The 18,930-nt window shown below is 38.4% G+C and carries 21 protein-coding genes; 18 read left to right on the top strand and 3 right to left on the bottom strand.

The features are described from left to right. The first annotated feature begins 11 nt into the window (after positions 1–11). The 8 genes from cobA to B2O97_RS07240 all read left to right on the top strand — a co-directional run bounded on the left by cobA (position 12) and on the right by B2O97_RS07240 (position 6,808). Entirely contained in the window at positions 12–770 is a 759-nt protein-coding gene (cobA, locus tag B2O97_RS07275) for a uroporphyrinogen-III C-methyltransferase (protein ID WP_070564158.1), read from the top strand. Positions 771–772: 2 nt separating this feature from the next. Next, on the top strand, positions 773–1,351 hold the full coding sequence (locus B2O97_RS07270) for a precorrin-2 dehydrogenase/sirohydrochlorin ferrochelatase family protein (RefSeq protein WP_070564161.1): 579 nt from the start codon (positions 773–775) through the stop codon (positions 1,349–1,351). Next, positions 1,341–2,042 (top strand): phosphoadenylyl-sulfate reductase, encoded by a 702-nt coding sequence (locus tag B2O97_RS07265; protein WP_070564164.1) that lies wholly within the window; start codon positions 1,341–1,343, stop codon positions 2,040–2,042. The genes B2O97_RS07270 and B2O97_RS07265 overlap by 11 nt, the downstream gene beginning before the upstream one ends. A 54-nt stretch (positions 2,043–2,096) precedes the next feature. After that, positions 2,097–2,987, top strand: a complete 891-nt coding sequence (gene cysD / locus B2O97_RS07260) for a sulfate adenylyltransferase subunit CysD (RefSeq protein ID WP_070564167.1) — start codon at positions 2,097–2,099, stop codon at positions 2,985–2,987. Positions 2,988–3,016: 29 nt separating this feature from the next. Next, a complete protein-coding gene (locus B2O97_RS07255; protein WP_112374138.1) occupies positions 3,017–4,261 on the top strand; it encodes a sulfate adenylyltransferase subunit 1 in 1,245 nt (414 codons plus the stop codon). A gap of 524 nt (positions 4,262–4,785) precedes the next feature. Beyond that, entirely contained in the window at positions 4,786–6,117 is a 1,332-nt protein-coding gene (gene gdhA, locus B2O97_RS07250; RefSeq protein WP_070564173.1) for an NADP-specific glutamate dehydrogenase, read from the top strand. Between the two features lie 102 nt (positions 6,118–6,219). Beyond that, positions 6,220–6,465 carry a hypothetical protein gene (locus B2O97_RS07245; protein WP_046673390.1) on the top strand — a complete coding sequence of 82 codons (246 nt, stop codon included), beginning with the start codon at positions 6,220–6,222 and terminating at the stop codon, positions 6,463–6,465. Positions 6,466–6,472: 7 nt separating this feature from the next. Continuing rightward, a complete protein-coding gene (locus B2O97_RS07240) occupies positions 6,473–6,808 on the top strand; it encodes a hypothetical protein (RefSeq protein ID WP_231585243.1) in 336 nt (111 codons plus the stop codon). A 28-nt stretch (positions 6,809–6,836) separates the two neighbouring features. Here the strand turns inward: B2O97_RS07240 and B2O97_RS07235 are convergent, their stop codons facing one another. The 3 genes from B2O97_RS07235 to B2O97_RS07225 all read right to left on the bottom strand — a co-directional run bounded on the left by B2O97_RS07235 (position 6,837) and on the right by B2O97_RS07225 (position 10,718). Continuing rightward, a complete protein-coding gene (locus tag B2O97_RS07235) occupies positions 6,837–7,493 on the bottom strand; it encodes an MgtC/SapB family protein (protein ID WP_112374139.1) in 657 nt (218 codons plus the stop codon). A gap of 63 nt (positions 7,494–7,556) precedes the next feature. Further along, entirely contained in the window at positions 7,557–9,926 is a 2,370-nt protein-coding gene (locus B2O97_RS07230; RefSeq protein ID WP_115048683.1) for an endonuclease MutS2, read from the bottom strand. Between the two features lie 21 nt (positions 9,927–9,947). Next, positions 9,948–10,718, bottom strand: coding sequence for a DUF4296 domain-containing protein (locus tag B2O97_RS07225; protein ID WP_112374799.1), 771 nt, complete (start codon positions 10,716–10,718; stop codon positions 9,948–9,950). A gap of 73 nt (positions 10,719–10,791) precedes the next feature. On the opposite strand from B2O97_RS07225, the gene B2O97_RS07220 reads away from it, so the two are divergent. The 10 genes from B2O97_RS07220 to B2O97_RS07175 all read left to right on the top strand — a co-directional run bounded on the left by B2O97_RS07220 (position 10,792) and on the right by B2O97_RS07175 (position 18,728). After that, the gene (locus B2O97_RS07220; RefSeq protein ID WP_112374798.1) at positions 10,792–11,484 is read left to right on the top strand and encodes a YggS family pyridoxal phosphate-dependent enzyme; all 693 of its coding nucleotides are present in this window, start codon (positions 10,792–10,794) and stop codon (positions 11,482–11,484) included. After that, positions 11,477–11,929 carry a GNAT family N-acetyltransferase gene (locus tag B2O97_RS07215; protein ID WP_112374797.1) on the top strand — a complete coding sequence of 151 codons (453 nt, stop codon included), beginning with the start codon at positions 11,477–11,479 and terminating at the stop codon, positions 11,927–11,929. The genes B2O97_RS07220 and B2O97_RS07215 overlap by 8 nt, the downstream gene beginning before the upstream one ends. Positions 11,930–11,950: 21 nt before the next feature. Beyond that, on the top strand, positions 11,951–12,742 hold the full coding sequence (locus tag B2O97_RS07210) for a DUF3298 and DUF4163 domain-containing protein (RefSeq protein ID WP_112374796.1): 792 nt from the start codon (positions 11,951–11,953) through the stop codon (positions 12,740–12,742). A 23-nt stretch (positions 12,743–12,765) separates the two neighbouring features. Beyond that, positions 12,766–14,028 carry an aspartate kinase gene (locus tag B2O97_RS07205; RefSeq protein WP_115048681.1) on the top strand — a complete coding sequence of 421 codons (1,263 nt, stop codon included), beginning with the start codon at positions 12,766–12,768 and terminating at the stop codon, positions 14,026–14,028. Continuing rightward, positions 14,029–15,216, top strand: a complete 1,188-nt coding sequence (locus B2O97_RS07200; protein WP_115048679.1) for a THUMP-like domain-containing protein — start codon at positions 14,029–14,031, stop codon at positions 15,214–15,216. It begins immediately after the preceding gene. 46 nt (positions 15,217–15,262) lie between these two features. Further along, positions 15,263–16,252: an LLM class flavin-dependent oxidoreductase gene (locus B2O97_RS07195; RefSeq protein WP_286710288.1), complete on the top strand. Its 990-nt coding sequence runs from the start codon at positions 15,263–15,265 to the stop codon at positions 16,250–16,252. A gap of 58 nt (positions 16,253–16,310) precedes the next feature. Beyond that, positions 16,311–17,123, top strand: coding sequence for a hypothetical protein (locus B2O97_RS07190; protein WP_070564203.1), 813 nt, complete (start codon positions 16,311–16,313; stop codon positions 17,121–17,123). Between the two features lie 10 nt (positions 17,124–17,133). Continuing rightward, entirely contained in the window at positions 17,134–17,790 is a 657-nt protein-coding gene (locus B2O97_RS07185; protein WP_286767197.1) for a DUF1345 domain-containing protein, read from the top strand. Positions 17,791–17,833: 43 nt separating this feature from the next. Continuing rightward, complete coding sequence (locus B2O97_RS07180; protein WP_286751870.1) at positions 17,834–18,217, top strand: hypothetical protein; 384 nt, start codon at positions 17,834–17,836, stop codon at positions 18,215–18,217. 91 nt (positions 18,218–18,308) lie between these two features. Continuing rightward, the gene (locus B2O97_RS07175; protein WP_070564210.1) at positions 18,309–18,728 is read left to right on the top strand and encodes a c-type cytochrome; all 420 of its coding nucleotides are present in this window, start codon (positions 18,309–18,311) and stop codon (positions 18,726–18,728) included. Positions 18,729–18,930: the final 202 nt, after the last annotated feature.

Raw genomic sequence — 18,930 nt, 5'->3', positions numbered from 1 at the left:
AGGGAATAGGTATGTCAATAAAAGCAAAAGTAACATTGGTAGGAGCAGGCCCTGGTGATCCGGATCTGATCAGCCTAAAAGGCATCAAAGCAATAGAAAAAGCAGATGTCATTTTATACGACGCCTTGGTGAATGATGAACTACTGGATTATGCACAGGCTGAATGCATCAAGATATATGTTGGAAAACGAGCCGAACAACTCTCTACTTCACAGGATGAAATCAATCGCCTTTTGGTGGATTATGCCTTAAACTATGGCCATGTTGTACGTCTAAAAGGTGGTGATCCATTTGTTTTTGGCCGTGGTGGCGAAGAAATTGACTACGTACAGCAATATGGTATTGAAACTACCGTTGTGCCAGGTATTTCCTCCGCAATTGGACTTACCGGACTACAGCAACTTCCATTAACTTACCGGGGAATCAGTGAGAGCTTTTGGGTCATCACAGGCTCCAAATCGGACGGTTCACTTTCAACAGATCTTTATCTGGCGGCAGAATCCAAGGCCACTGTCGTTGTCTTGATGGGATACAGAAAATTGGCAGAGATCGTGGAAATCTACCGCCAAAGAAATCTTCATAATTTACCAATAGCCTTGATTCAAAATGGTTCATTGCCTAATGAAAAAGTTGTACTAGGTACTATCGATAATATTCTTGATGAATCAACAGAGAAAAGGGTCGGTGTCCCAGCGATTATTGTAATCGGCGAGGTCGTTGCCAAGCATCGTTCATTCCAACACATTAAAGAAAAAGCTTTAGCTTTATAGATATGAACCAGCTATTTCCAATATTCGTCAAATTGAATCAAATTGACACCTTACTTGTTGGAGGCGGGAAAGTTGCATTGGAAAAATTTCAAGCTTTAATTTCCAATGATGAGGGATTAAAACTGACCATTGTGACTCGGGAAATCATCCCGGAATTTAAGGAGCTATTACAAAATTACACACAAATTCAGCTCCACATGCGTCCGTTTAGACCAGACGACCTTACGGACAAACAACTTGTTATTGCAGCAACCAATAACATGGAGCTCAACGAGCAGCTGCGTAATTTAACAGGGCAAAATAACATACTGTTTAATGCCGCGGACAAACCCGAATTATGCGACTTCTACCTGGGGTCCATCGTAAAGAAAGGCGACTTGAAAATAGCTATTTCCACCAATGGCAAATCACCGACGATTGCCAAAAGGGTGAAGGAACTATTAAATGACTTGTTACCGGAGGAAATTGACGAAACACTATCACTCATGAGTGCTTATCGAGAGCAGCTTCGAGGAGATTTTGAATACAAAGTAAAGCAGTTGAACGAGCATACCAAAAATATATTACGTTATGAACGTTAAGGAAATTAAAGAAATTATTGGCGAAAAAAAAGGAGTGGAGCTCTTACAAACAATAGCCTCACTATTTCCTAATGAGGTAGTTTTTTCAACCTCTTTCGGTATTGAGGATCAAGTAATCACGGAATGGATCGGTAAAAATAATATTAATATCGACATATTCACACTGGATACTGGAAGACTGTTCAAAGAAACCTATTCCCTGTGGAGCCGCACCTTGGAACGTTATCAGTTGCGTATTAAAACATATACTGCGGATACAACATTGTTGGAAGATTTTATCAGCAGAAAAGGTCCAAACTCCTTTTATGAGTCGGTTGAGAATCGGAAGGAATGTTGTAGGATAAGGAAAATTGAACCTTTACAACGCGCGATTAAAGGGAAAAAAATTTGGGTAACGGGCATCCGATCAGATCAATCCATCAATCGCCACGACATGGACTTTATCGAATACGATGAAACGAACCAAATCATCAAAATCCATCCTTTATTTGACTGGACTTTTGAGGAAGTTAAAAATTATTGTAAAGAGCAATATATCCCGTACAATGTGCTACACGACAAGGGTTTCCCAAGTATCGGTTGTCAACCTTGTACAAGAGCAATACAAGAAGGAGAGGACTTCCGCGCTGGTAGATGGTGGTGGGAAGATCAAAGTAAAAAAGAATGTGGTTTGCACGCCGTTAAATCATAAAATAGCGAAGTAGAAACCCAAATTCATTAAAATCAAATTTTATTATTTCAGAGAATGGACTATTTAGATCATTTAGAAGCGGAAGCAATATATATTTTAAGGGAGGTAGCCGGACAATTTGAAAAACCAGCGCTATTATTCTCTGGTGGTAAGGACTCCATTACACTTGTTCACCTAGCAAAAAAAGCATTTAGACCTGGTAAATTTCCTTTTCCACTAGTTCATATTGACACTGGTCACAATTTTCCCGAGACAATTACGTTCAGGGATTCATTGATTGAAGACATAGGAGAAAAACTTATCGTTGGTTATGTTCAAGACAGCATTGATCAAGGAAAAGTCGTTGAGCAAAAAGGAAAAAATGCAAGTCGGAACGCCTTGCAAACAGTTACCTTACTCGATACAATCGCAAAACATGGTTTTGATGCCTGTATCGGTGGCGCACGTCGGGACGAAGAAAAAGCGCGTGCTAAGGAAAGAATCTTCTCCGTGCGTGATGAATTTGGACAATGGGATCCGAAACGCCAAAGACCTGAGCTGTGGAGCATCTTTAATGGCAAAATAAACAAAGGCGAAAATGTACGGGTGTTTCCTATTTCAAACTGGACCGAGCTCGATGTTTGGAACTATATTAAACGTGAACAGATTGCATTGCCATCGATTTATTTCAGCCATGAACGGGATGTTATTACCCGCAATGGGCAACTGATGGCTGCTGCCTCATTCTTAAATATCGATGCAGATGATATCATAGAACGCAAATCTGTACGTTTCAGAACTGTAGGCGACATGACTTGTACAGCAGCTGTAGATTCAACAGCAACGGAGTTAGATGATATTATCGCCGAAATCAAGGCCTCAACGGTAAGTGAACGTGGCGCTAGAATGGACGATAAGGTATCGGAAGCAGCCATGGAAGAACGTAAAAAACAAGGATACTTTTAATTCAAATCAAATACCTGATATTGACAACAATGAATATATTGAAATTTATAACGGCCGGTTCTGTAGATGATGGTAAAAGTACCTTGATTGGCCGATTACTATATGATACAAACTCCATTTTGGACGACCAATTGGAAGCTATACAGCGTGCCAACCGGAAAAATGACGATGGGACGGTAGACTTGGCCATATTGACTGATGGACTTAAAGCTGAACGTGAACAAGGCATAACAATTGATGTAGCCTATAAATATTTCCAGACTGAACACCGAAAATATATTATAGCCGATGCTCCAGGACATATCCAATACACCAGAAACATGGTAACTGGAGCTTCCAATTCAGATCTCATAATCATTCTGGTTGATGCACGCAAAGGCGTAATAGAGCAAACAAAACGTCATTCTTTTATAGCCAAATTATTGGCCATGAAACAAGTCTTGGTCTGCATAAACAAGATGGATATGGTCGATTATAGCGCTTCTGTTTTCGAACAGATCAAGGCTGATTATTTAACTTTAGCTAACAATCTCGGACTTAAGGATATTGATTTCATACCTGTTTCAGCCTTAAAAGGAGACAATATTGTCCATAAGTCAGAAAGAATGAGCTGGTATGCAGGCGAATCTTTATTGGATTACCTGGAAAATGTAGAAATTCACGAACAGGAAGCAGCCAGTTGGAGGTTTCCCGTCCAATGGGTTGTAAGACCACAAACCGATGATTTACACGACTATAGAGGCTATGCAGGCCGAGTACTAGGAGAGGGGCTGACGGTTGGTGACCAGGTTATTGTTTATCCAGCAGAAACCTATAGCACAATTCAAGCGATTGAATTAAACGGGCAACAACTTCAACGGGCTGAAAACGGACAATCTGTCATTGTACACCTCAGTGACGATGTCGACATTAGTCGCGGCGATACCATTGCAAGTGTAGAACAGCCGCCAAAGTTTGAGCGCAATATTCAAGCAAACTTATGTTGGTTCGACAATAAGCCTTTGGATACTGCGCAAGTTTATCTTGTCCAAAGCCACAGTAAATTAACCAAGGTTAAGATTGTAGATGTGTTATACAAATTTGATATCAATACACAGGAAAAAATATATAATGATCCAATCAAACTAAATGATATTGGTCGAATAGCCATTAAGTCCGCTGAGAATCTAGTATTTGATCTACAGCAGGAAAATCCGGCAAATTCTCAAGCGATTGTTATTGATCCACGGACAAATCTAACCGTTGGTGCTTTAATGATTCAGGCAATCGATTAATATTTTTTTAAACGTAAATATTCAACCTAAATATTATTCAAGGAACTCAGGCATTGTTTGGGTTCCTTTTTTTTATGAAGTTGAACTTATACACCACAGAATCTATTTTAAAGAACCAAGCTTAAAGATCAACTGTATAGAGAGGGCACACTCGGATATTTACTATTTAACATAATATAAATTATAATTACCAAATATATAAAGAAAATAGGGGTCATCTACATTTATCAAATAGTCAGAAAAAAAAGCTAAACATTAAATATTCATCAATTGTAATGAGTATTCATAGCTATTTTATCAAAAACGAAAATGATTCTATCTTTTAGATTTAGTTTCGAATAAAATACTGTTAAATGGTCATTATGCCTTCATTTCGCTATTGATTAGTCTGTTTGAAATAATTTTAAAAAATATGAAATTTCATTAAAAAAGACCAATAATTGTAAATAATTAACAAATATTGGTTTTTTATTAAAAATTATATAAATTAGTGCCAGCCAAAGGGAAATTTTACTAATTAAAACATGTCAAAAAACTTTAACGAGTTCATTTCAATCGTTGAGAAACGCAATCCAAATGAACCAGAATTCTTACAAGCTGTAAAAGAAGTTACTGAGGATTTATTTCCTTATATTACTGAAAATCATCCTGAATTTTTCGACCAAAAAATTCTCGAAAGACTTACTGAACCTGAACGTATTATATCTTTTCGCGTAACTTGGTTGGATGATAATCACCAAGTACAGGTAAATCGTGGTTATCGTGTTCAAATGAACAGTTCAATCGGTCCATATAAAGGTGGCCTTCGCTTCGCCCCTTCTGTCAACCAAAGTATTTTAAAATTCCTCGCTTTTGAACAAGTATTTAAAAATAGCTTAACAGGACTACCAATTGGTGGTGGTAAAGGAGGTTCTGATTTTGACCCTAAAGGTAAATCAGATAATGAAATTATGCGTTTTTGCCAAAGCTTTATGACAGAACTTTATCGCCATATTGGCGCAGATACAGATGTTCCTGCAGGAGATATCGGCGTTGGTGGACGCGAAATAGGCTTTTTATTCGGTCAATTTAAACGACTTCAAAACAATTTTACAGGCGTTCTAACGGGCAAAGGTGAATTATGGGGTGGATCATATATTCGTCCTGAAGCTACCGGCTATGGGCTCCTATATTTTGTTGACTGCATATTCAGATATCAAGGAAAATCTTTACAAGGTAAAGTAGCTACAGTATCTGGTGCTGGCAACGTAGCCTTTTACGCTGTTGAAAAGGCTGTTCAACTTGGCGCCAAAGTAATCACTGTATCAAATAGCTTGGGCACACTTTACGATCCTGATGGTTTTAATGCTGAAAAAATGGCATTTGGGGCTACTTTGGGAAGAAACCTCGATCAATATCCTGCTCGCTATCCAAACGCCAAATTCTTACCTGGTCAAAAGCCATGGCAATTTAAATGTGATATCGCTCTGCCATGTGCAACACAAAATGAATTAGAAGAATCGGATGCTAAAGCGCTTGTAGCAAATGGTTGTATCTGCGTAGCTGAGGGTGCAAATATGCCTTCTACTGCAGAAGCTATTAAAGTTTTTCTAGATGCAAAAATCAGTTTTGCACCTGGCAAAGCTGCGAATGCTGGTGGTGTTGCTGTCAGCGGCTTGGAAATGTCTCAAAACTCAATCCGTACACAATGGTGTACAGAAGAAGTTGACAATCGCTTAAAAACCATTATGGAAAGCATTCACGAAACTTGCTTGAAATATGGCCAAGACAGTGGATTCGTTAATTATCTGAAAGGTGCCAATATTGGTGGTTTTATAAAAGTCGCTAACGCGATGAAAGCACAAGGTATCGTATAACACGCCTTTTTCTAATCATATCATAATCCTGAGCGCTCAAATGCATTGCATTTGGGCGTTTTTTTATACTTTTATGCTAATTTTAAAAAACACAAAATTTAAATGAGATTAATAGCTGAACTCCCCCATCCCGATTGCAAGATTTCAATCTTTGGTATGAATCAAAAATTCATTATTAAATTTGAACAAGGAAACTTAGAACAATCTTATAAAATTGCAGAAATGGATATAATTGGAGGTGTAAATGGGGTCTTTGATTTACTTGACGAAGAATTTCTGAAGAGTGTGATCGATCAATTCGCATTGATGCGCCAATCTTTTAATAGTGCTTATAGTAGATACGAATAAAAAATCCATGCTGAACTATATATATTTTGTGGCATTTTGGGCCTGTCAAATTATTTCATCTATCCTGTTTAAACTTGGCGGGATACATCCAAAGTATAAATGGACAACTTTAATTATAGGAAACATTATTCTTTTATCAGCAAGTTGGTTTCTTGTGCAGTTATTTAAGAACGTCTCTCAACCTATCGTAATAGCCTTATGTTCTGGTGGCACATTTCTGACTGTCCAATTGGCGATGGCGCTATATTTTAAAAGTTCATTGAGCTGGCAGCAGGTACTGGGTATGTTTGTCATCATTTCAGGTATGGTTTTGATTACTTTCGGAGGTAAAGAAACGACTTAAGCTACAATGAGGTTAGTTATAGATGTGTTTATTTGTTATAATAAAACTCATCTATAACTAATGAACCTGCCAATTGTTGGTTAAAACGATCTAAATCGGTCATTTTCCCAGAAATATCATACATTACTTCTAACTTACCACTAATCTTTTCAATAACACGCCTGGTAGCTTTAATCTTAAAATCCAATGCCAATTGTTCAAACTCATGTAAGTGATAAAACTCATTGGAACTAAACTTTACGTGTAGAGAACGGACTAGGTAGTAACGAGCCAAAAGAATTTCGATCCGCTGAAAAAGCGCGAGTATTACCACCATAAAAACAGCAAAGGAAATCGCATAAACCAGTTGCCCCAATCCGGCAAACATGCCAATACCAGCTGTCGCCCAAATAACGGCCGCTGTTGTGAGACCACTAACCGATAGTTTGCCTTTAAAGATCACACCAGCACCAATAAAGCCTATACCAGTCACAATATTTGCAGCAACGCGATCAGTACTATTGCCAATAAACAAACAGGAAACAATAGTAAACATCGCCGAACCGAAACAAATAAGCACTACCGTCCGAAATCCAGCAGATTTATTCCTATACTCACGTTCAAAACCAATTAAACTCCCACACAGAATTGAAGTGAGAGCGTTTAACAATGGCTCACTAGTCAAAAAGTTAATGATATTCTCCATACCGAACTTTACAGAAAGATGAAACACGGAGCTTCGAACATGCTCAGCTCCGTGCAATTAAGACTATAGATAAGCGTAAGTTATACCATCGCCCCCACGATCTTGATGTTCGTCCTCAAAACGGCTTACATGACTATATTTACGAAGGTAATCGCGAATAAATTTGCGCAAAATACCATCACCTTTACCATGAATAATTTTTAAGGACGGATAACCTATCATGACGGCCCGATCCAAAACACGTTCTAATTCATGCAGTGCGTCTTCTGTGCGCATTCCTCTTAAATCAAGTTCTGGCTTGAAATCAGCTACACTGCCAGAAGATAATGATCTTGATAGACTTTTTGCAGACTTCTTCCCTTCCCGCCCTTCGAGTTTAATCACATTCTTTCGCTTTTGAACAGTGCGAAGTTCCCCCATGGCAAGAATAAGGTTGTTCTTTGCAATTTCGACAATCTGCGCTTCAGCACCATTATCTATAATCTGTACCCAATCCCCAATATTTAATTCGGTGGCTTCAGGCGTTTTTTCTTTGACGATTTGCTTCGCCGGTTTTTGCTCTTTGGGAAGAACAGCTTGAAGTGCCTTATCCAAATTGCTGCGCAACTCACGAGTTTTCTCCTTATCCGCTTTTGCAGATTTGATCTGCGCTACCGTATTTTCGATTAGCTTGTTCGAACTTTTAATAATTTGCTGCGCCTCCTCTTTCGCCTTCTTCAAAATTACACGCTTATTTTCTTCTAAATAACTTTGTAATTCCAAATACTCCGATTTAATTGACTCCAGTTCCTTTTCACGCTTATTAATAGCAACTTTTGTATCAAACACCTCCTTCTTTTCTCGCTCAAGATCGATCAATAATGTATCTACCTTCTTCTGCTGAACACCAATTTTACTTTTAGCAGACTCCAAAATATCCTTACCTAATCCTATTTTCTGTGCGATTTCAAAAGCATAAGAGCTTCCTGGCTTACCAATTTGTAGGATATACATCGGTTTCATTTCGCGATTATCAAATAACATTGAAGCATTTTCCAGACCTGTCGTATTGCTGGCAAAAACTTTGAGATTTGAATAGTGGGTGGTCACAACTCCCCTGATTTGTTTTTTGTTAAGGGATTCCAATACAGCCTCAGCAATAGGTCCGCCAAACAAAGGGTCGGTACCGGTTCCAAACTCATCGATCAGTACCAAAGTACGTCCATTTGCAAATTCCGTAAAATATTTCATTTTGGATAGATGCGCACTGTAGGTACTTAAGTCACTTTCAATGGATTGATCATCCCCTATATCTGCAAATAGCTGCTTAAAAACACCGACTTTACTTGTTGGTTCCGCTGGTATTAATAAGCCCGATTGCACCATGATTTGCAAAAGACCAACCGTTTTCATACACACAGATTTCCCACCAGCATTCGGCCCCGATACAACAATAATACGCTGAATATGATCGATTTGAATGTTCAATGGAACAACAATATGATGCTGATTCAGCAATAGAAGCGGGTGTCGACCATTGACCAAATTAATCTCAGCCTCCTTCGATAACTCGGGCATCTCCGCCTCAATATCCAAGGCAAAAAGTGCTTTCGCTCGCACAAAATCTACTTTGGTTAATAGGCTGTGATAGGAAAGCAAGAGCGGAATATGTGGCCGGATCTTGTCCGTTAGTTCGACTAAAATACGGATGACCTCACGCCTACGTTCAAACTCTAGGTCCCTAATTTTATTATTTAACTGAAATACTTCTTCAGGCTCTATATAAGCAGTTTGTCCCGTAGCGGACTCATCATGAATCAAACCTTTGAGCTTTCTTTTATTTTCCGCAAGAATAGGAATACAGAGCCTTCCATCCCGTATCGTCAGATTCCCATCCGCTGTCCATCCGCTGTCCTGTGCGCTCTTAAAGATACTATTGATACGTTTTAGGGCCTCCTGTTCTGCCCGTTGAATTTGTTGGGTTATTTCCAACAGTAATCGGGAAGCATTATTTTTAAGCTTTCCACGCTCGTCAATGACCATTTCGATATCGCGAATAATCCCCTTCTCGATCGGTAAATGCTCAAACAATACCTCTAAATTGGGATAGAGACCTTCCCGCTCATTAAAATAACGGATAATAGCGTAAACAGTCTTGAGGGATAGTAATACCCGAAAAAATTCATCCTCGAGTAAGAACGCGCCCTCGACTCGAGCTTTCTCGATAATGGATCTAAGCGGAAAGAAATTTTCAACAGGAAATGCGCCATCATTCATTAGAAGATCCTTAAACTCACTGGTCTGTCTTAGAAATCGGTCGATTTGGTCAAACCGGGTTTGAGGTTGAATTTTTTCAACTAGCTCACGTCCAGACTCACTTAGGCATTTTTGTTTTATTTTATCTTTTATCTCGGAAAATCCGAGTTTATCAATTGCATTTATTGGATATACCATAGAAATTATATTCTTTGATGGTTAAAGTTCCGTCGGCGGCTTAATGTGCCGTGGCGGTGTAAGAATTGGTCTTTTTTCCAATTCACTTGTTGGTAATTGTGGCTCCACATGGTTTTGTATCACAAGAGTATCCTTGACTGAAGTACCAGGTGTTTTCAGTTGGGAAACCGTATCTTTCTGTGGAGAAGGCGATTCAATTGGTAAATTTGAATTACCGACCGACAATTGGTTCATGAGATAGCCGTTCATGCTTATACCAGTCTTTGTTTGAAAGTTCGTATTAAACAAGGAAGAAGCTTCTCTAAAGGTGAATTTCGTCTTATTAGGCAGATAATGGATAAGTGCTGCAACTCGTTCCTGATAAGCCTGTTGTGCACGCATAACGCGATTGGTGCTATCTTGAATACGCATATTCTGGATTGAATCGCGCGTTCGAATTGAATCTTGCTTTTTCCGTTCTATATCGGCGTAAATCTTATTTTCCTTCGTTAAATTATCCTCCACTTTTTTATAAATCGCAGACATCACTTCAGCATCCTTACCATAATAGTCTAAGTTCTTTCGAAAAGAAACCGAATCCAATCCATATTTATCAAAGGTCACTTGATACAAAGGCAACATTACTTTACGTGCGCTGTCAATGGGTAAAATATTGAGATAGGAGTCTGTCAGTTGGATTTCGGTCAATGCATCCACAAACTTACTTTTGGAGATAATATCTTTCCCTCCAGTTCCGATACAAGAACCAAATAAAAAAATCACTGCAAGTAGATTCAGTATTAATCGTAGCATTTTGTAGTTTTGTACAAATTTACAAAAAGCACCGACATTTGGCACTTTTTACATCATCAAAACTATATCGGAAATGAGTATTGCTAGTAATTTAGAAGCGTTAAGATTGGAAACCGAGGCTGTTGGCGTACAACTTGTAGCAGTTTCAAAAACAAAATCCAATTCGGACATTATGGAAGCCTACGAGGCGGGACAGCGTATATTTGGTGAAAATCATGTTCAAGAATTAGTCGAAAAAGCCGCTCTTTTACCTAATGATATTCAGTGGCATATGATTGGTCACCTTCAAACAAATAAGGTCAAATATATCGCACCATTCGTGAGCTTAATTGCGTCAGTTGATTCTTTAAAATTATTAAAGGAAATTAACAAACATGCGCAGAAAGCGAACCGCACAATCGACTGTTTGCTGCAAGTATATATTGCAGAAGAAGAAACAAAATTCGGTTTCGACCATGCTGAACTAATCGAACTTCTTCGCGACGACGAGTTTCTTGAATTAAAAAATATTCGGATCTGTGGCTTAATGGGCATAGCATCCAATACAGATAATGAAAAGGTAATTAAAGCCGAATTTTATGAGTTAAAAATGTTATTCGATGGAATTAAGGTAAGTTTCTACCGGAAGCAAGAGTATTTCAATATCCTATCCATGGGAATGTCTTCAGACTATAGGCTAGCGATTGAAGAAGGTTCGACAATGGTACGGATTGGAAGCACAATATTTGGCAAAAGAGTAATCAAACACTTCAAAAACAATGATTAAAACAACGATACGAGAGGCAATTGAAAGTGATTGCATCCAAATGCTTGAGCTAATTAAAGAATTAGCTATTTTTGAAAAAGCACCGGACGAGGTCACCGTGTCGCTTGAAGAATTTAAAGATGCAGGATTTGGAAAGAATCCCGTTTGGGGTGCATTTGTTGCCGAAGTTGATGGCGAAATTGTCGGAATTTCATTATATTATGTCCGGTATTCAACCTGGAAAGGTAGAAGACTCTATTTGGAAGATTTGATTGTTACCGAAAGAATGCGAGGTTTAGGGATAGGCAAGCTGCTTTTTGATAAAACTTTAGCTTACGGCAAACAGTGTGGATTTCATGGCATGGTGTGGCAGGTCCTCGATTGGAATGAGCCAGCTATAAAGTTTTATGAAAAATATAAAGCAAACTTCGATGCCGAATGGATTAATGTGTCAATCACGTATTAAATAACGAGAATCATCAATTCAATGCGATTTTACTTTTTTTTAATAGTATTATTTATTAGCTGCGTTCTGTCCGCTTGCAGTGACCACAAAAAGGCCGCTATAGCGAAACAGCCCACAGACACACTTTCCTATAGTCAAAAAATCATCGATGAGCATAGCAATTATTTTCTAAAAGAAGATGATCGCTTGGACACAACTTATTTTCGCGCAAAATACCCGATTTTCCAAGAAAATAAAATCAATACCCTCATATCAAGTATCGTTCATCTTGAAGGCGACACAAGCATGGCAGATGCAGCACATCGCTTTATAAATTCATACAACGAATATGTGGAAGACAATAATGGCAAATCTACATCAACCTGGAGTCGGGATCTACAGATTGATGTGATCGTCAATACACCTGTTTTCTTGGGTATAAGAACCAAACAAGAGGAATATACTGGTGGAGCGCATGGGGACCATTTCACGCTGTACTCCAATTTTGATCGTCAATCTAACAGTGCAATTACAATCAATGATGTCATTCAGGAAGAGAACAAAAATAAATTCGTTCAAATCGCCGAGCAATACTTCCGTAAGCAAGAAGGATTAAGTGCTGATGATTCCCTAAATGGAAAGTACTTTTTTGAAGATGGTAAATTTTCTTTGGCCGATAACTTCACTTTTGAAAAAAACGACATCCTGTTTTACTACAACGTATACGAAATCAAATCTTATGCTGAAGGAAATACTGAATTACGTATTCCCTATACAACATTTAAACATCTGATTTCAGAAAAAGGATTACACTATATTAATAGTATCAACTAGCAATCAACTAAACTAATAAATAAATGCAGGTTTTTAAATTTGGGGGTGCATCAGTAAAAGATGCTGAAAGTGTCAGAAATTCGGCGCGGATTATTTCTAAATACAAAGGCGACGCCTTGTTAGTCGTCATATCCGCCATGGGAAAGACAACAAACCTTCTAGAGAAATTGACCAAAGAATATTTTAACAACACGGGGAACCAATTTCAGACACTTGAAGAGGCGAAAGCATTTCACTTTCAAATCCTTCAAGAATTATTCCCTGAAGCTGAACATCCTATATTTGATGAGATTTCCAACTGCTTTGTGGAGATCGAGTGGATTTTAGAGGAAGCACCTCAAGATTCATATGATTATCTTTTCGATCAAATTGTTTCGATGGGTGAATTTATCTCCACCAAGATTGTTGCAGCCTACGTTGCATTCATTGGTGAAAAGGTAAAATGGCTAGATGCACGAGATTATATATTTACGGACAACACCTATCGCGAAGCTGTCGTAGACTGGAACAAAACGGAAGAAAAAATCCGTGCCGAACTGCCAGCCATCCTAGACGAGTATATTGTAATTACGCAGGGATTTTTAGGTTCTACCTCTGAAAATTTCACAACCACTTTAGGCCGTGAAGGTTCCGATTACTCTGCGGCAATTTTTGCTTCTTGTCTAAATGCCGAAAATGTAACTATATGGAAAGACGTTCCAGGTGTACTTAATGCGGATCCGAAGTGGTTTGAGAAAACCGAGTTGATTCCTGAGCTATCTTATACCGATGCTATCGAGCTTACCTATTATGGGGCTACGGTTATTCACCCGAAAACAATCAAGCCGCTTCAGAATAAAAAGATCGCATTAAATGTGCGATCCTTTGTGGACCCTGACTCACCTGGAACAATGATAAAGAGTACAAACCAAACTTTACCTGTGCCTTCCTTCATCTTTAAGGTGAACCAGATTTTTATTTCCATCTCCCCGAGGGATTTCTCATTTATCGTTGAAGACAATCTGAGAGACATCTTCAACCTATTTCATGAACATCGTATTAAAATTAATATGATGCATAATACGGCGATCAACTTTACGGTTTCCGTCGATGATACTGGAAAAAATCTAGTCGACTTAATTAACGAACTGGAGCAAAAATTCAAAGTCAGGTATGAATCTGGGCTAGAACTCATTACAATCCGTTATTATAATCAAGAAACCATTGATCGCGTTTTGGTTGATAAAGAAGTTATTAGCGAACTAAAGGATACCTATACTTGCCAACTTCTCGTTAAGAAAATATAAATGAACACATTAATCCTTCAAGAGGAGGCTCAACAGTTTTTAGAACGAAACAAACTGGAGTCTCCGACTAAAATCGCTTTAAAAAAATCTCCTTTTGAAGGAATATCATCTTCCGAGCTCGCGGCACAACTCGATGGTAGACAACGGGCGAGCGGCAAAATTCCACTATGGGCCGAAACAGCAGGGATTTACTTCCCCACCAAACTCAATCTCGAACAATGTTCTTCCGAGAAAACCGGATTATTTAAAAGTTCACTCATCGAAAAAAACAGCCATTTAATTGATGCTACCAGTGGCTTCGGTGTTGATAGCTTTTACTTCTCTAAACGGGCAAAGCAAGTAACATCTTGCGAACTCAATCCCGAACTCGCTGCAATCACCCAACATAATGCAAAGATATTGAAAGCAGAAAATCTTCAGATCATTGCGGCAAATGGAGTTGAATATATACTAAACGATCCAAAGAGAAGATTTGATTATATCTATTTGGATCCTTCAAGAAGAGTTCAAAACAAAAAAGTGTTTCTACTTGATGAATGTGAACCTAATTTGGTTGCCTTGCAAGATGAATTTTTCAAACATGCCAACAAAATAATAAGTAAGCTAGCTCCACTATTGGATATTTCTGCAGCAATACACATGCTGCAACATGTTAAGGACGTTTATGTCGTCTCTTTGCAAAATGACTGCAAAGAACTTATCTTCGTGCAGGAGAAAGGATACGAAGCTGAACCTTGCATCCACGCGGTCAGGTTATATCAAGAACAACAGCAGATTATATCTTTCACTTACGAAAATGAACGTGCAATTTCAAATGACTACAGTAGGCCGCTATCCTATTTATACGAACCGGATGTAGCTCTCTCCAAAGCCGGAGCATTTAAGACTATTGCCGAAGTATTCAACGTAAAAAAACTCCATAAAAATACCCATCTCTACACCTCCGATCAAAAGATCGAAAATTTTCCCGGTAAAACATTCATCATCAAAGAGGTGGAATCATTTACAGATTTTAAGAAAAATAAAAGAGCATTGAATTCCGATATCATCGCCAAAAATTTTCCCTTGAAGACCGAAGAGATCAAAAAGAAATTTAAAATCAAAGACGCTGGTGACTCGTTCACATTTTTCACGACAACCGTGAATGATCAATTTAGTGTCATACATACACAACGTATTTTAGAATAGACATTTTCATTACAATTGTCGAATAACTTCTCCGTAATTTTAATGCATGGATAAAATAGCGTTATCAGCATTGGACTTGGCTCCGATCAAAAAAGGAGAAAATACAGCAAGCGCGTTGGCTCGCACCGTAAAAATGGCCCAACATGTAGAAAAATTAGATTTTGAAAGGATATGGGTTGCCGAACATCATAATATGGAATATATTGCCAGTTCAGCAACCTCACTCCTCATACAACATATCGCATCAAACACCAGTTCTATACGCGTGGGTTCTGGTGGGATCATGTTACCAAATCACGCTCCTTTAGTCATTGCAGAGCAATTTGGAACATTAGAAACCTTGTTTCCCGGGCGTATTGACCTCGGTTTGGGACGTGCACCGGGCACTGATCAATTGACCGCAATGGCTTTGCGCAGAAACAACTTGAATACAGCCTTTCAGTTTCCACAAGAGGTAAAAGACTTACAGCGCTACTTCAGTGGAGACAACTACGACGCAAAAGTACGTGCGTTTCCAGGAGAAGGGTTGGACATCCCACTCTATATCCTCGGGTCAAGTACCGATAGTGCCTATTTAGCTGCTAGCTTAGGTCTTCCATATGCTTTTGCAACGCATTTTGCTCCGGCACAGTTTGCCTCAGCAAGCATGATCTATCATCAAAATTTTGTTCCTTCTAATACCTTAGAAAAACCATATTTCATCTCTTGTGTCAATGTTATCGCTGCCGATAGTACGGAAGAAGCCAATTTCTTAGCAACAAGCTTCTATAATCTATTCGCTGGTATTGTGACAAATACCAGAAGACCACTTTCAGAACCTACTCAAGAGGTAATCTACAAAGGCATTCCCGCGATAGAGCAAGCTGTGCAAAGTATGGCTTCCTGTGCATTTATTGGCGATGGCCCTAAAATCCTTCCGGAAATAGAAAAATTCGTAAACGATCACAAAGTGGACGAGATCATGGCGACTTCCTATATCTTTGATGATGAAAAGTGTCTCCATTCATTATCATTGTTGAAAGAAATTCTTACGTAAGAATCCAAACTACTTTATATACGGTGAATTTTATATATTTAAGCAAAATTCACCGCATATGAATGTTTTTTTTTCCTTCAGCCTGATATTGGGTTTGCTCTCCCTGCAGGCATGTTCAAACCAGACAACAAAACAACAGCAAGATCGACCTGATGCAAAAATAGTATCAGACAGTTTAGCGGTATCGACTGTGGATGATACAACATCTTCTATTTACCAAAAAGCAGACCCTGCTAAAGGTCAGATTTTCCTTGTTCGTAGTTACCGTATCTGGGAGAAGGAAGACCCAACGGCTGTCTTAAATAAAGAATGGTATGATCTTTACGAAGAAAGTGGACAATATTACTTGGCAAAGGCGGATTATGTGATTAAAGATGGTTTTGACGAGTGTGCTCAGGTACCGTCTAAGAGTGTCGAATCACGCAGAAATTCATTGTTATTCTTGAAGTTAAGCGGACTTAAGCCTGGTCTCATTGAACATGTCAAAATAAATCAAGCCGAAATCTGGCCAAAAGAATCTGTCCAGTATACTTTTAAAAACCAAAAAGTTACCCTCAAAGCAGTGGGTGATATTAGATCAACTGAAGTGCAAACCGACGAAAACGGTCACGAGAAAGTATTTCATGAGGTTGCCAATTATAAACTCAACTATAGCGCAACCAATGGAGGTAAAGAAAAGACACTTTTCCAGGTAGATCAATATGACCATGTATTTATGAGGACATTATTTGTTGGAGATATTGACCGGGATGGCGCGCTGGATTTTATTTTTTCCAATCCAAGGAATTATGAGGAAGAGGCACTATTACTGCTGCTTTCCAATCATGGCAATCCATTGATTTTTGATGCAGAAGAACAGTTTGATTGTTAATAGAACTGAAATGGAAAAAATAAACTATTACCTACATCGAATGCAGTCCATTCATAGGGCAATGATTTCGGTCTGTATTTTTTTATTGATCTACTTCATCTCTCCCATTAAAACCATTCCCTTGCTCAATTTAATGTTGTGCTGGCTTGGTTTTTGTCTTGCCTACGTTTCTATATCTTGGTATACATTCTACACCACACCTATTTCTACCATTGCGCGCAAAGCACAGCAGGAAGATGGCAGCCGTCTCTTTGTATCCCTTTTTATTATTTTAGTGACCATAGGCTGTTTTATTTCAGTATTAATGATTATCATATCAAGTAAGGATAAACAGCTGAATGATGCCTACATTATCATTATTTGTATGCTGGCCATGTTGGCTTCATGGATATTGGTTCACACCATATACACCTTTCATTATGCGCGATTATACTACGAACATCACGCAAATGGAGCTGGACTGGAGTTTCCAGGAGATGACCATCCAGATTATTTAGATTTTGCTTATTTTTCATTTGTGATGGGCTGTACCTTTCAAGTATCTGATGTGGAAATATCGTCAAAAAAAATAAGAAGAGTAGCATTATTTCATGGCCTCCTCTCCTTTGCTTTAAATACGTTTGTCGTTGCATTGACCATTAACATCATTTCTGGATTGATCAATTGAGATTTTGGCCAAAAAAGCTTATTTTAGCACAAAAATTACACACATGAAGTTGTTTAAGCCTTTAGTCTCGCCCGTTTTATTCGTTATCTTATTTATCTCGTGTAAAAAAAATGAAAATACAGGTGGTGCTGCGGACGCTTCCGGCAGCTTTATCGGTCGTGTTAAATACCAAGGCAATTCCATTGAAGTGGACCGGGATAATCGCCTGATACGGGTGCTTCGTGATGGTACCGATACTTATAAAATTGAGTTTTTCACAGGCATCCCAAATATTACAGGCGTTCGATTTGATAAAACCAATGATAGCACTTGGACTTCTACTGATACAACACTCTTAAAAGACGTGAAGATCGAAGGAAAGTTGCTGAAAATTAATTATCAATCCAATAGCCAATCTTGGGTTGTGGATAATGCAGTACGTAAATAATAATCAATCTAAATTGTCATATTAACTTCATTTTCTGTTTGAAAATTATCTCTTTCTCCCTATATTTAGGTAAGCATAAAGGAAAAGAGAAATGAAAAAAATAAATAAATTAGGTGCAATTGCATCTGTGTTTGCTATTGCCATTGCTTTGAGTGCATTTAGCTTCCAACAGGAAAAACCTAAAGAAGAACCAAAACCGACTAATCTCAAAGTTCTTCCCAAAAATATCTCCCACGATGAATTAATTTCCACTATGAAGGAATTTAATGTCGCATTGGGTGTAAAATGTGGTTTCTGTCATGCACCGTCGAAGGAAGATCCCAAAAAAATGGATTTTGCGAGTGATGATAACCACAAAAAAGAGATTGGACGAGCGATGATTAAGATGACCCAAAAGATAAACAAAAAGTATTTTAATCGAAGCTGGGATAGCTCGCCTGCCAAAGCTATTTCCTGTAAAACCTGTCATGGCGGAAAAGAAGAACCAGAAATGGTCTTAGCAAAAAACTAATCAAACCACATATTCATGTAACACCATAATACGCTGTATTGTGGTGTTTTTTATTTCTATTACATTTTAATGGAAAAAAGTTTTAGAACCAGAAGAATAAGACCATTCATTTTGGAAATGAATAAGGAACCGCGCGAAACTACGCTAAGCTAAGTATAAAAAATAGTCAGTAAATAAAAAAAGGATCAAGCAGACTTCTTGG

This window comes from Sphingobacterium sp. UBA865 (assembly GCF_002295765.1).
GTDB classification, from domain to species: domain Bacteria; phylum Bacteroidota; class Bacteroidia; order Sphingobacteriales; family Sphingobacteriaceae; genus Sphingobacterium; species Sphingobacterium multivorum.
This window is presented reverse-complemented; position numbering and strand designations above follow the sequence as displayed.

Coding starts and splice junctions, on each gene's coding strand:
- B2O97_RS07220 (WP_112374798.1), top strand. CDS start 10,792: ATGAGTATTGCTAGTAATTTAGAAGCGTTAAGATTGGAAACCGAGGCT.
- B2O97_RS07230 (WP_115048683.1), bottom strand. CDS start 9,926: ATGGTATATCCAATAAATGCAATTGATAAACTCGGATTTTCCGAGATA.
- cobA (WP_070564158.1), top strand. CDS start 12: ATGTCAATAAAAGCAAAAGTAACATTGGTAGGAGCAGGCCCTGGTGAT.
- B2O97_RS07205 (WP_115048681.1), top strand. CDS start 12,766: ATGCAGGTTTTTAAATTTGGGGGTGCATCAGTAAAAGATGCTGAAAGT.
- B2O97_RS07185 (WP_286767197.1), top strand. CDS start 17,134: ATGGAAAAAATAAACTATTACCTACATCGAATGCAGTCCATTCATAGG.
- B2O97_RS07175 (WP_070564210.1), top strand. CDS start 18,309: ATGAAAAAAATAAATAAATTAGGTGCAATTGCATCTGTGTTTGCTATT.
- B2O97_RS07225 (WP_112374799.1), bottom strand. CDS start 10,718: ATGCTACGATTAATACTGAATCTACTTGCAGTGATTTTTTTATTTGGT.
- cysD (WP_070564167.1), top strand. CDS start 2,097: ATGGACTATTTAGATCATTTAGAAGCGGAAGCAATATATATTTTAAGG.
- B2O97_RS07215 (WP_112374797.1), top strand. CDS start 11,477: ATGATTAAAACAACGATACGAGAGGCAATTGAAAGTGATTGCATCCAA.
- B2O97_RS07255 (WP_112374138.1), top strand. CDS start 3,017: ATGAATATATTGAAATTTATAACGGCCGGTTCTGTAGATGATGGTAAA.
- B2O97_RS07265 (WP_070564164.1), top strand. CDS start 1,341: ATGAACGTTAAGGAAATTAAAGAAATTATTGGCGAAAAAAAAGGAGTG.
- B2O97_RS07180 (WP_286751870.1), top strand. CDS start 17,834: ATGAAGTTGTTTAAGCCTTTAGTCTCGCCCGTTTTATTCGTTATCTTA.
- B2O97_RS07195 (WP_286710288.1), top strand. CDS start 15,263: ATGGATAAAATAGCGTTATCAGCATTGGACTTGGCTCCGATCAAAAAA.
- B2O97_RS07200 (WP_115048679.1), top strand. CDS start 14,029: ATGAACACATTAATCCTTCAAGAGGAGGCTCAACAGTTTTTAGAACGA.
- gdhA (WP_070564173.1), top strand. CDS start 4,786: ATGTCAAAAAACTTTAACGAGTTCATTTCAATCGTTGAGAAACGCAAT.
- B2O97_RS07235 (WP_112374139.1), bottom strand. CDS start 7,493: ATGGAGAATATCATTAACTTTTTGACTAGTGAGCCATTGTTAAACGCT.
- B2O97_RS07190 (WP_070564203.1), top strand. CDS start 16,311: ATGAATGTTTTTTTTTCCTTCAGCCTGATATTGGGTTTGCTCTCCCTG.
- B2O97_RS07270 (WP_070564161.1), top strand. CDS start 773: ATGAACCAGCTATTTCCAATATTCGTCAAATTGAATCAAATTGACACC.
- B2O97_RS07245 (WP_046673390.1), top strand. CDS start 6,220: ATGAGATTAATAGCTGAACTCCCCCATCCCGATTGCAAGATTTCAATC.
- B2O97_RS07210 (WP_112374796.1), top strand. CDS start 11,951: ATGCGATTTTACTTTTTTTTAATAGTATTATTTATTAGCTGCGTTCTG.
- B2O97_RS07240 (WP_231585243.1), top strand. CDS start 6,473: ATGCTGAACTATATATATTTTGTGGCATTTTGGGCCTGTCAAATTATT.